The 11,908-nt window shown below is 72.8% G+C and carries 11 protein-coding genes; 10 read left to right on the forward strand and 1 reads right to left on the reverse strand.

The features are described 5' to 3' along the window. Nucleotides 1-30: 30 nt before the first annotated feature. The 4 genes from ACH5AC_RS05900 (at nucleotide 31) to ACH5AC_RS05915 (ending at nucleotide 4,484) form a co-directional block, all read left to right on the forward strand. Nucleotides 31-1,251 carry a hypothetical protein gene (locus ACH5AC_RS05900; protein WP_398860407.1) on the forward strand — a complete coding sequence of 407 codons (1,221 nt, stop codon included), beginning with the start codon at nucleotides 31-33 and terminating at the stop codon, nucleotides 1,249-1,251. Continuing rightward, nucleotides 1,248-2,186, forward strand: coding sequence for an NAD(P)-binding domain-containing protein (locus ACH5AC_RS05905; RefSeq protein WP_398860408.1), 939 nt, complete (start codon nucleotides 1,248-1,250; stop codon nucleotides 2,184-2,186). The genes ACH5AC_RS05900 and ACH5AC_RS05905 overlap by 4 nt, the downstream gene beginning before the upstream one ends. Beyond that, the gene (locus tag ACH5AC_RS05910; protein WP_398860409.1) at nucleotides 2,183-3,316 is read left to right on the forward strand and encodes a hypothetical protein; all 1,134 of its coding nucleotides are present in this window, start codon (nucleotides 2,183-2,185) and stop codon (nucleotides 3,314-3,316) included. The genes ACH5AC_RS05905 and ACH5AC_RS05910 overlap by 4 nt, the downstream gene beginning before the upstream one ends. 265 nt (nucleotides 3,317-3,581) lie before the next feature. Further along, a complete protein-coding gene (locus tag ACH5AC_RS05915; protein ID WP_398860410.1) occupies nucleotides 3,582-4,484 on the forward strand; it encodes a hypothetical protein in 903 nt (300 codons plus the stop codon). A gap of 114 nt (nucleotides 4,485-4,598) precedes the next feature. On the opposite strand, the gene ACH5AC_RS05920 is transcribed toward ACH5AC_RS05915, so the two are convergent. After that, nucleotides 4,599-5,609 carry a helix-turn-helix transcriptional regulator gene (locus ACH5AC_RS05920; protein ID WP_398860411.1) on the reverse strand — a complete coding sequence of 337 codons (1,011 nt, stop codon included), beginning with the start codon at nucleotides 5,607-5,609 and terminating at the stop codon, nucleotides 4,599-4,601. A 253-nt stretch (nucleotides 5,610-5,862) separates the two neighbouring features. On the opposite strand from ACH5AC_RS05920, the gene ACH5AC_RS05925 reads away from it, so the two are divergent. The 6 genes from ACH5AC_RS05925 to mpaC all read left to right on the forward strand — a co-directional run bounded on the left by ACH5AC_RS05925 (nucleotide 5,863) and on the right by mpaC (nucleotide 11,762). Further along, a complete protein-coding gene (locus ACH5AC_RS05925; protein WP_398860412.1) occupies nucleotides 5,863-6,123 on the forward strand; it encodes a hypothetical protein in 261 nt (86 codons plus the stop codon). Between the two features lie 54 nt (nucleotides 6,124-6,177). Then, nucleotides 6,178-7,137, forward strand: coding sequence for an LLM class flavin-dependent oxidoreductase (locus ACH5AC_RS05930; RefSeq protein WP_398860413.1), 960 nt, complete (start codon nucleotides 6,178-6,180; stop codon nucleotides 7,135-7,137). A gap of 146 nt (nucleotides 7,138-7,283) precedes the next feature. Next, complete coding sequence (mpaB, locus tag ACH5AC_RS05935; RefSeq protein ID WP_398860414.1) at nucleotides 7,284-8,342, forward strand: daptide biosynthesis RiPP recognition protein; 1,059 nt, start codon at nucleotides 7,284-7,286, stop codon at nucleotides 8,340-8,342. 14 nt (nucleotides 8,343-8,356) lie between these two features. Then, complete coding sequence (mpaM, locus tag ACH5AC_RS05940; RefSeq protein WP_398860912.1) at nucleotides 8,357-9,265, forward strand: daptide-type RiPP biosynthesis methyltransferase; 909 nt, start codon at nucleotides 8,357-8,359, stop codon at nucleotides 9,263-9,265. Continuing rightward, nucleotides 9,262-10,581, forward strand: a complete 1,320-nt coding sequence (gene mpaD / locus ACH5AC_RS05945) for a daptide-type RiPP biosynthesis aminotransferase (protein ID WP_398860416.1) — start codon at nucleotides 9,262-9,264, stop codon at nucleotides 10,579-10,581. The genes mpaM and mpaD overlap by 4 nt, the downstream gene beginning before the upstream one ends. Next, entirely contained in the window at nucleotides 10,578-11,762 is a 1,185-nt protein-coding gene (gene mpaC / locus ACH5AC_RS05950) for a daptide-type RiPP biosynthesis dehydogenase (protein WP_398860417.1), read from the forward strand. Before mpaD ends, mpaC begins: the two co-directional genes overlap by 4 nt. Nucleotides 11,763-11,908: the final 146 nt, after the last annotated feature.

The raw sequence follows: 11,908 nt of genomic DNA on the forward strand, positions 1-11,908 counted from the left end.
GCGGATAGCAAGCCAACGAAGGAGGCGTTCGTGACCATCGACGTTCCCACCGCTCCGCCCCTGCGCGATGTGCCCACAAGGCCCAGCGTCGCGGAGGTCTTCGTGCACGCCGCCGCCCAGGCGCACCGGGCAGCCGCCGACCTGTGGCCGGACACTCCCGTGCGTCTGGAGCACCACGTGCCCAGCGTCACCAGCTACGTGCACCGCGCCCAGGTCGGCGAGCGCACGCTGTACGCGAAGGTGTCGATCCTGGGCGTCTCACTCGTGTCGCTGTTGCATGGCGCGTGCGGTAACTGGCCGAACGTCCGGGAGGCGCAACGGGAGTACGAGACGCGGGACGACGGGCTGTTGCAGCGGGAGGCCGCCCAGCTCCGGCTCATGGCCGGCCTGGAGCGTCCCCGGGTGTGCACGCTGGCCGGGATGAGCCGCGGGGTGATGTTCACCGAACCCGTACCCGGCCCGACGCTGGGCGATCTGCTGCTGAGGCGGCCCGGCGAGACGGCGGAGCTGCTGGCGCTGCCTCTTGCGGAGCTGCGTCCGCTGCACCGGGCGGACGTCGGCTGCCGCCTGGACCCCGGTGGGGTGATCGGGGAGCGTTCCATCGCGGGTACGTTCCTGCGGAAGTTCAACGGCCTGTCCGGGGCGGTGTACGTCGATCGGCTCGGCGAGGAGCGGTGCGAGGCCGAGGAACGCCGGGTGGCGGTGGATCTGCTGCGCTGTACGGTGGCGCGGCTGCACCGGCTCCGCATGGCGCTGCCTCCGGCGACGCGGACGACGCTGGTGTACGGGGATCTCAAGCCGGAGCATGTGGTGTTCCCGGACGGCCCGGAGGGGCGGCCGGTGCTGCTTGATCCTGGGCTGTTACGGGCTGAGCCCGTGGCTGACATGGCCAAGCTGCTCAGCAGGACCGTGCTGTTCCTGGCCGCACGTCAGCCTGACGCCGCGCCCCGGGTGGTTGAGGGACTCGACGAGTTCGGGCGGGAACACATGGCGCAGCTGTCCCGTCAGGCTCGGTGCGTGTGGCTGCGGGAGCTGCTGACGCTGTGGCTTATGGATACGGTCAACATCCTGACGACGTACCTGTCCGCTCCGGCGGCGCTGCCTCTGCCCGCTCAGGGTCTGGCCCTGGTGGCGCGGGCCGTGGAAATCGGCACTCTGGCGGACACGGTGAGTGCCGACCTGGCGAACGGCGCGGGCCTCGGCGGCGTGTGGGAGCGCACCCTGGAGCAGACTCTGGCGGTGGCCTCGTGACGCCGTCCACGCCCCAAGTCGGGACGGTCGGCGTGGTCGGTGCCGGGGCGGTCGGGCAGGCCGTCACGGGCGCGCTGGTGGCCTCCGGTCTGGCCGCCCGGCTCCTGGTTGTCTCCCGCACAGCGGGGCAGGCCGCCGCGCTGGCGGCCGACCTGGACGACATGCGCGCGACGATCGGCTCCCCGGTGCGCCCCTGCGCCGCGCCCGAGGCATCCCTGATGGAATGCCAGGCCGTTGTGGTCGCCGTGCGCGCCCGCTTCACGAACCACAACGCCAAGGACGTCCGCATGGCCGGCGCGCAGGCCAACGCGCCCGTCGTCCGCGCCCTCGGCGAGGCACTGCACGGCTACACGGGCACAGTGCTGATCGTCACGAACCCCGTGGACCTGATGAGCCGTCTGTTCGCGGAATCCTCCGGCTGTAGCCGGGTGTTCGGCATCGGCTCCAATCTGGACAGCGCCCGCTACCGACTCACCCTGGCCCGCCTGCTCGACGTGCCGCTCGACGCGGTGCACGGTCAGGTCGTGGGCGAGCACGGAGACGCCGCCGTGGTGTGTGCCTCGACCACGACCGTCAACGGTCGTCCCCTGCCTGTCCCCCTTCAGCAGGTGCGCGACGAGTTGATCCGGCGCCCGGCACTGATCAGTGACGGGATCGGCCGTACACGCTCCGGACCAGCCGGTTCCGTGCTGTACGCGCTGCGCCTGGCACTCGGTGTGGCCGACGGCATGACAGAGCTGTCCGCGCCGTACCGGGACGGGTGGCTGGGAATTCCGTTGCGGTTCACCGCCGGCCGTCCCCTACCGTGCCTGCCTGCCCTCGACGCCACTGAGGCCCGCCAGTTCGAGGGCGCCCACACCAAGCTCCGCGCCGCCTACCTGGCGCTGCGCGGTACCCCGTCCGATTCGCTTCCGACAGTGAGGACCACCCCGTGACCACTTACGCCACCCGTCTCGACGCCGCCGACGCGGCCGTGACCGTCGTCTCCTCCCTCCGGACCGTCACCGACTGGTCCCGCCACTACTTCGGGCCGTGGTGGAACGCCGCCGAGGTACCGCCGGGGGATGTCTGCATGGCTGGGCCGCTGATCGTCGCGGAGGTGGATCCCCGGCGGTACGAGGAGATGGCCCTGGGGGTGACGCGGTCCCCGCACACGAGCACCGCGTACGCCAAGGCCCGCACCCTGGTGGCCCGCGACGACGACCAGGGCGTCATCACGGCCGTCTCGCCGGAGGAGGGGCTGGCCTACCGGTCCGAGACCGTCACCGGCCGGTTGACCATCTACGGGTGCGAGGGCGGTGCGGTGGCCACCGCCGCCGCCCGCCTCGCGCGGGAGGCCGTGCGCGGGGTGCTGCTGCGCTCCGGCTGGTCCGTGCTGCACGCCTCCGCCGTCGCGCTGGACGGGCGGGTGGTCCTCGCGTTCGGCGGCAAGGGCGTGGGCAAGACCACCTCCGCCGTGGCGCTGGCCGCACGCCATGGGTGGGAGCTGCTGGCCAACGACCGGGTGTTCGTCCGCACCAACCCCGCCGGGGGCGTGGACGTGCTGCCGTGGCCCTCGGCCGCCGCTCTCGGACTGGGGCTGCTGGATGCGCTCGGCTGGTTCGACGTGGCCCGGGAGCGGCTGGAGGCGGGCGAGGCGCTGCATCCCACGCAGGATCGGCGGGTGACGGAGGCGCTGCTGGCCGGGCGGAGGGAGCCGCTGTGGGAGGGCGGGCGTGAGTTGAAGGCGCAGGTCTTTCCCGACCAGTTCCCCGGGTGGTTCGGGGTGGACCTGTCCACCGGCGGGCAGGCCGCCGTACTGCTGTTCCCCCGTATCGTGGCCGGCGCCGTCCCGGCGCTGCGGCAGGACGGCCGGGGGCTGAGTGAGGGCGACTTCATGAGCGGGAAGACCGAGGACCGGTACCCGGACGTGTTCGGGCTGGTTCGCGTCGACGGCGGCGGCAGCGCGGAGGCCCGGGGCGCGGTGGCCCGGGCACTGGGCGAACTGCCCCGCCAGTCCGTGGTCCTGGGCCATGACGTCACCGCGAATGCCGACTTCCTGGTGAAGGTCGCCGCCGGGGTTTGAGAGGTGCGGCTTCCGGGGGTGCCGGGGCCTTGTCCGCGAGGGGCCGGTGGGCCGCTGGCCTCCCCAAAGAACCGGGGGAAAGAACTACCCGCCCACCCGCCCTCCCCGGCCGCTAAGCCCGCGTCACCCGTCCGGGTGACCGGCTTGCAGGCGCGGGACACGGGCGGTTACGTTCGCGGCGACAACCGCACACAGACGACGGCCCCCGGCCGGGACTGGCATCCCGAACGAGGGCCTGACCGATCAGGAAGAGTACTGCTTCCCGATGGCTGACCCGCAGTCTAACGCCCCCCTGCGCGCCGACGCCGGAGCACCGACCTCCGGCGTGATCCACGTCCGCACCCGGCTGACGGCCGACTTCACCGTGATCTCCAACGCCCTCGCCCAGCGGCGCGGCAGCGCGGTCACCGTCGGCGTCGCGGCCTACATCCTCTCCCTGCCCGACGGCACCCCCGTCAGCATCACCGCCCTGTGCGAGCACTTCACCGAGGGCGAGATTCTGATTTCGCGGGCGCTGAGGGAGCTGGAAGCGGACGGTTACCTGGAACGCCGCCGCGAGCGCCTGTCCACCGGGCAGATCCGTACCCGGACGTACTTCTACGACCTCCCCGGCGGCGATCCCGATCCCGATCCCGGCCCTGATCCGGACGGCCCACCCGAGCCGCCCAAACCACGTCGGCCGCGGAAGGCGCCTGCCGCTGCGCCGGTCGTTTCCGCGTCTGCGGCAGTGCAGGAAAAGGTGCAGGTGCCCGTACCTGCGGAAGCTGAGACACCGCTCCCGCTCGCCGACGCCGACCCCAAGGCCATCGCCGTACTCGCCGCACTGCGCCGGGTCGACCCCCGCCTCGTGCTGACGGAGCGGGAAGCCGCCCGCCTGGCCCCGGGCGTCACCCGGTGGCTCGCGGCGGGGCTTCTGCCCACCCAGATCACGGACCACCTCACCGCAGGACTCCCGGACCACCTCCTGACCCGCCCGGCCGGCATCCTCGCCTACCGGCTCAGGGAGACGCCCCTGTCCGCACCGGCGAGAAGCGCGGAACCCCCAGCACATCCGGCCGTCGTGCCCCTGCAGAACTGCGACGGTTGCGACCGGGGATTCCGCTCGGCCGAACACGGCCGCTGCCGGGACTGCCGACAGCGCGAACAGCGCCTGCGCCATGCCGCCTGAGCCGACGGCGGGGTGTGCGGTCCACCCGCAGGTGGGAGGCTTGGACACCTGAGAGGGCGGTTCGTGGGTCAAGGGCGGACCGGCCGCCAGTGGGCCTGCCTCCCGCACGACCTGCTAGATCCACCCATGGTCGCGGGCCAGCAGGGCCGCCTGGAAGCGGTTCGTGGCGCCCAGGCGCTGCATCAGGTCCGCCACGTACTTGCGGTACGTGCGGACCGAGATGCCCACCTCCCGGGCGCCGATCTCGTCCTTCTCCGCCCGGTACATGCTGGCCAGCACCTTGCGCTCGATCTCGCCCAGCTCGTCCTCCGGGCCCCGCCGGGCCGCGACCGCCTCCTCGAGCGGGACGGAGTCCGACCACATCCGCTCGAACAACGACACGAGGTTGGCCACCAGCCCCGTCTCGCGGATCACCAGGGCGCCCAGGCGCGGGTTCTGCGGGTCGATCGGGGTCAGCGCGGCCGCCCGGTCGAAGACCAGCATCCGTTCCAGCGGCTTGTCCGATATCCGGATGTCCGCGCCCATCGCCGAGATCTCCTGGAGGTAGGCCAGCGTCGGGGCGTCCTCCACCGCCGCCGGGCGCATGATCGTGCGCATCTTGATGCCCCGCCGCAGGATCCGGGCGTCCAGCGGCCGCGACGCCTCGATGCTGGCCGCGCTGAGTGCCCCGTGCGGCTGCGTGGTCAGCCCCTCCTCCCGGGTGAAGAAGGTCAGCTCGTCGATCACCGCCCGGACGTTGGGTGTCCCTTCCACCCGCTCGATGGGCGGCCGCTCCGACGTGTCGCGCGCGACCGGGCGTACCGCGTCCCGCTCCGCCAGCAGCGACTCGACGAGCCGCTGCTCGGCCGCCACCCGCCGCAGCTCCTCCTGCAACTCCCGCAGCCGCGCGTCGATCAGCCGCTGCACGGCGATCGCGGGCGGGGCCGGCCGGAGGTTTCCGTTGTCGGCCAGGGAGGTCAGCTCCATCGACTCCAGCCGCGCCAGCCGGACCTCGACCTCCGGCACCGGCACCCCCAGGTGGTCGGCCAGTACGGCGGGTGTGCTCTCCGTGAGGCGGAGCAGACATCTGTACAGGTCTTCGTCCTCGGCGGCCATTCCCAGGTGTACGAGGCTCTCGGCGCGCAATGGGTCCCCCTTGTGGTGGTGCTCCGTGTGGTCAGCACGGTGGGCCGATCATACGGACGCGACGTCCCGCCCTGAAGATCAGCGTGTCCGCTACCCAGGGGGAGGCCCCCGCAGGCGTCCCTGGTTCCGCCGTCCGCAGCTTGCTGCACACGCCCACGCAGGAAGCTGCGTCCGGAACCGCTCGAACGCGAGCGTTCGAAACGGCAGTCTTCTCTGTGTCGGAACAACGACGATCCACTCGGGGGAAACAACGATGAAGAAGTCCAAGCTCGGCGGATACACGCGCTTCGCGCCGGTCGTCGCGGGATTCGGGGTCGCGGCCACACTCGCTTTCTCCGGGTCTTTCACGCATTCGACGGCCCAGGACACGCCCACCGCGTCCGGTCGGACGGCGGACAACGCCCCTTGCTTCCTCTCGGCGGTGGAACTCCGCATCGCCGCCGACGACATCAGGAAGTGCGTGGGAACGGTGACAGCGCCCTTCGACCGGCGCGAAACCTTCGACTGGATCTAGCGGGCAGCGGGACAGCAGCGACAGAACGAGGAAGGAAAAGGGGAGCGCGACACCATGACCGCATACTCGGTACTCATACCGTTCCTGCCGCGCCGACCGGAACAGGTCCTCCCCTATGCCGGCCTCGTCCACTGGACCCACGCCCAGCGGCTCTGGCAGGGACAGTCCCTGCTGGTCGAACCCCACCACGGGTTCGTCCACGCCGCGGGAGCCGGCTTCCGGGTCCCGACCGGGCTGGGCGTGACGCTCATGCCGCTGCGCCACCCCTACGAGGCCGCGCTCCAGGCGCGTTCGCTGGCCCTGGCCACCGGGCAGCCGGTGATTGCCGGCTTCGGGCCCGGGGCGCCCTCCCTCCAGCAGGCCCTGCGCGGGGCCCCGTACCGCAGTCCCCTGACCGCGGCCCGCGAGTACCTGACCGCCGTGCGCGCGCTGCTGGCAGGGGAGAACGTGCAGATGGCGGGCGAGTACGTCACCTGCGCCGCGCAGCTCGCGGCCTTCCCCTCCGCTCCGGTGGAGCTCGGCCTCGGCGTGCTGCGGCCCGCCATGGCCCGGCTCGCCGGAGAGGTCGCCGACGTGGCGATCACCTGGCTGACCCCGGCCGCCTATCTGCGCGACACCGTGCTGCCGGCGCTGCGCGAAGGCGCGGCGAAGGCCGGCCGGCCGGTGCCCAGGCTGACGGCGATCGTGCCGCTGGCGCTCGCCCGGAACGACCGGGCACCCGGCGAGATCGCGCTGGCCAGCAACTCCGCGCACCTGGGACTTCCGCACTACACCGACATGCTGCGCAAGGCCGGGATCCACGTCACCGGCACGGACCGGGAGCTGGACGCACGTGCCCTTGTCGAAGGGCGCGGATTTCTCAGCGGCGACATCACGGAACTCGTCGCGCAGCTCAAGGAGTACGAGGACGCGGGCGTCGACGAAGTCGTCCTGAACGTCACCGGCGTGGCCAATTGCTACGGCCCGCAGGCGTCCACCGAAGAACTCAGGACGATTCTGGCCGCACTGGTCTGATTCCGGAGGCCCGATACCGGCCCGCTCCGAAAGGGCGCGGGTCAGCCCGACGCGTTCACCGCTTCACCGCTTCACCGCGTTCACCGCATCGCTTCAAATCGCTTCTCATTGCTTCGAATTGCTCCGCATTCCTTGAAGGGGGAGTCATGGCGGGAATCAAACGGCATCTGATGCTCTGGGGTACCGGAAAGCAGGGTGCCGAGCTTTCCGCGACGGGCGCGGCGACGGTCGTCCTGGAGGATCCGGCCCACCTTGCCGCGCTGCTCGGCTCCGACCTCGTCGGCCCGCACTCCGTGGTGTTCGCACCCGGCCACGCCGAGGAAGCGGAGCGGAGCGAAGGCCCCCTGGTCGTCGGCTACGAGGGTTCGCTGAGCGAGCCCGGCGCCGAATGCTCCCTCGGCTCGGACTTCTACCTCCAGATCCAGAACTACGGCATCAGCGCCTACATGTCGGTGGTCGGCCCGACCCTGATCCGTGTCGCCGACGACACGGACCTCGACGCCTACCTCGCCGACGCCGACCAGGCCCGGCAGACCGGAGTCTTCCCCGACTTCCTCACCAACCCCGTCATCCAGCTCGCCGATCTGCCCGCCCTCGGCGCGGGCCCGGCCGGTGACGGCCCCCGCCACCGCCTGTACGCCGACCGGCACGGCTCCCTGTCCACGACCCCCGGCGGTGCCCGGCTCGGTGTCCTCGGCGAGGACACCCTGGAGCAGCTGGAAGCCCAGTGGCTGCTGCTCGACGGTGCCGCCGGACGGGCACCGGTCGAGGAACGCCCCTGGCTGGGGCGCTACCTCGCGGCGGTCGGTGCTGTCCGCGACCTGCGGGCCCGCGGCGTGGTCGACGTGCGGGTCTCCGGATTCGGCGGGCGGCTGGGCGCCGCCGCGGCCTCGATCCCGTCCGCGGCCGCGGCGGACACCACGGACGCGCTGCTGCCGCTGCTGCTGTGGTCGGGCGAGAACGCCTTCGTGCACGACCCGGCGAGCGGGCGCACCTTCGGCCTCGCCCCCGCCACCGCCGACTTCGCGGAGGTGCTGCTGGTCGCCGGTTCGGTGGAGGCGGGCGCGTCCTACGCCGCCCGGGCGGGCCTGGAGCAGGTCGCGTCCTCCTTCGAGGACGCGGGGATCACCCTGTGCGCGGACGCCGGCGACCCGGCGGCACTCCTCGGCGTACGTGCCGACGAGCTCGTGACGGCGGGGCGCTGAGCGACGTGAACACGATGACGACGGACCCGATGACGGTGACGCCGACGGCCCCGACGCCGACGGTCCCGACGCCGACGACCGCGACCGCGACCCGGATGACGGACGCGGGCCACCGCGTCCCCGACCTTGCCGACGTCCCCGGGCGCGCCGGCGAGCTGCTGGCCTCCCTCGGCGAGCGGGCCGTGCTGTGCGACCTGTACGACGGGGTCGGCGCCTCCGTCTACCACGACCTCGCCGGCACCGGCACCCACGAGGTGCGCGAGCTGCTCGCCCTGGTGCGCCGTGTCCCGGGCCCCGTGCTCGACCTGGCGGCCGGCTCCGGACGCCTGACGCTGCCCCTGCTGTCGCTGGGCCGCGAGGTCACGGCGCTCGAACTGTCCTCGTGCATGCTGGAGTTGCTCGACGAGCGGCTCGCCGCGGTCCCGCCCGCGGTGCGCGAGCGCTGCCTGCCCGTACGGGCCGACATGAGCGGCTTCGACCTCGGCCGGCGTTTCGGCGCGATCGTGCTGGGGACCACCACCGTCTCCCTGCTCGACACCGAGGGACGCGTGGGCCTGTACCGGGCGGTGCGCGAACACCTGGAGCCCGGCGGCCGGTTCCTGCTCTCGACGGTCGACATGACCGCCACCGAGGCCGGCCCCGCCGAGGTCGACATGGAGATCGTGACCGGCAGCGGCCGCGCCTACCGCCTCTTCGAACACTGGCCCCCGGGCTCCGGCAGCCGCACCGTCACGCTCTTCCCCGCCGTCATCGGCGACGAGGGCCCCGTGGAGGTGTGCACCACCACCATCGGCGTACTGCCCGTCGAACTGCTGGAGGCCGAACTGGCCGCCGCCGGGTTCTCGGTCCTGTCCCGGCACCCGCTGCCCGCCGTCGGCGAGCGCCACCACGACGTACTGCTGGAAACGGAGGTGACCCTGTGAACGAGACGACGACGCCCCCCGGCGACCCGGCATCCCCCGGCCGGCACCCGCTGTGGCCGTCCCTGACCGCACCGCAGGACCAGGGACACGACGACATCTGCGCGGTCTCCGCGCACGGCGTACGGGTCCGCTTCGCCGACGGACGCGAACTGCTCGACGGCTCCAGCGGCCTGTGGAACACCAACCTCGGCTACGGCAACGAGGAGATCGCCCGCGCCGCCGCCCAAGCCCTGCGCGACGCCTCGTACCTCTCCGTCTTCCGCTACGAGAACGGCTACGCCCGGCGCGCCGCCGAAGCCCTCGTCGAAGCGGCCGGCCCCGGACACTACGGACGGGTGCTGTTCTCCACCTCCGGCGGCGCCGCCAACGACCTCGTCATGAAGGTCGCCCGTCACTACCACGCACTGCGCGAACAGCCGCAGCGCAAGGTGGTCGTCGGCCTGCGCGGCAGTTACCACGGTCTGACCTTCGGCGGTTTCGCGCTGACCGGCGACGACCTCGGACAGCGGCTGTACGGCGTCGACCAGCGGCTCGTCCGCCACGTCACCCCCAACGACCCGGCCGAGCTGGGCACGCTCATGGCCCGCCAGGGCGGGCAGATCGCCGCCGTCGTCGTCGAGCCGGTCCTGGGCACCGGCGCCGTACCGCTCAGTGCGGAGTACCTCGCCGAACTGCTGCGGCTGCGCCGCGAGCACGGGTTCCTGCTGGTCGCCGACGAGGTCGCCACCGGCTTCGGCCGCACCGGCAGCCTCTTCGCCTCCCAGCGGTGGGCCGAACAGCCCGATCTGCTCGTCTCCTCCAAGGGACTCACCAACGGCACCAGCGCGGCCGCCGTCGTGATCGCCGCCCGCCGGGTGGCGGACGCCTTCACCGACGCCGGCGCCATGCTCACCCACGGCGAGACCCAGGCCGGCACTCCGGTCACCTGCGCCGCCATCACCGCCACCCTCGACGAGATCCGCCGCCTCGACGCGGTCGCCCTCGGACAGCGGCTGTCGGCCCGCCTCGACACCGAACTGGCCGCGCTCGTAGCCACCCACCCCCGGGTGGCCGCCACCACCGGCCTGGGCTGCTTCCGCTCCGTCCGGCTGTGCGACCCGGACGGGACCCCCTTCCCGCAGGACCAGGTGCACGCCCTGGTCCGGGCGATCAGGGAGGCCGGCGCCATCGTCCATCCCGGGGTGAACGGGGTGCAGCTCTTCCCCGCCCTCACCTACACCGACGCCGAGCTCACCGAGCTGCTCGACTGCGTCACCGCGGGACTGGACATCCACCTGGCGCGGACCGCCGCCCCGGCGGCGAAGGCCCTGGCGTGAGCGCCGGCTGGCACGCCCCGGCCCAGCAGCTGATCGGCTGCGACAGCCTGGGCGCCTGGTTCACCGACCGGCCTGAGCGGCGGATCACCGTCCTCGTGGACGAAGCGGTCGCCGCCGCCCCGGTCACGGCCCGGGTCCATGCCCTGCTCGCCGGGGACCGGTACCGGACGACGGTGCTGGAGCTGTCCGGCCCCGGCGACCTGGAATCGGTGGCCGCTCTCGCCGGCCGGCTGGCGGAGGCCGAGCTGGTCGTCGGGATCGGCGGCGGCTCCCTCCTCGACCAGGCAAAGCTGGCCGCCCTCCTGCGGACCAACCCCGACGCGTACGCCCGCCTCACGGTGCCGCAGCGCAGCGGGCTGCTGGTCCTCGGACACCCCACCCGCCGCGGGCTGCCGCTGGTCGCCGTACCCACCACGGTCGGCACCGGCACCGAGTCCAGCGCGGTCGCCTGCCTCGCCTACCCAGGGCAGGGCAAACGGCTGGTGATGGGCACCGCGCTGCGGCCCAGGGCGGCCGTCCTGGACCCGGTCGCCACCGCCACCCTCGACGACGAACTCATCGCCGAGGGAGTCCTGGAGGCGCTGCACCGCGTGGTCAGCCCGTACGTGGGCGACCACCGGGACCTGCCCACCGAGGACGCGTTGGTGGAGACCATCGCCGAACGGCTGGTGCTGCTGGGCCACCAGGTGCGCGCCGCGCGCCGCGCCGGCCGGCCCACCGGCGACCGGCTGCGGCTGGAGATCGCCAAGCTCAGCGGTCTCAGCCACGCCGAATGGGCCCACCTGGGCCGCGACCTGTACGCGGTCAAGAGCTGGCTCATCGCCAACGAGCTGTCCTCCGCCCTGGGAGTGCGCAAGATGACCGCGGTCGCGGCGATCCTGCCGCACCTGTGGCGGGCCGTCTCCGCCGGCGAGACCCGGCTCGGCTCGGCCGTCAGGCTCCAGCGCCTGTGGTCCCGGCTGCGGGCCACCGACCCGGACACCCTTCCCGAGGACCCGGCGGCGGGCATCGAAGCCCTCGTCGACTCCTGGGGCATCGACCGCGGCATCAGCGCCGGCCCCGACCGGCTCGCCGAGATCGCGGGCCGCACGGTCCGCGCCTGGGGCGCCGGGCTGCCGATGCTCGGCGGCCTGCGCACCGACGACGTGTACGGCCTGCTGGCCGAGGCCGCCGCGGCCTGACACGGCGGGCGCGGGCCGCAGGGCCCGCCCGGACAGCACCACCCACAAGCTTCCGCACCCGAGCGCACAGCCGCGAGGTGCTGGAGGAAACAGCACATCCCGAGCACGACACACGGAACAGACACACGGAACAGGAGTACGTCTCA

The organism is Streptomyces sp. NPDC018693, assembly GCF_044391385.1.
Taxonomy (GTDB): Bacteria; Actinomycetota; Actinomycetes; order Streptomycetales; family Streptomycetaceae; genus Streptomyces.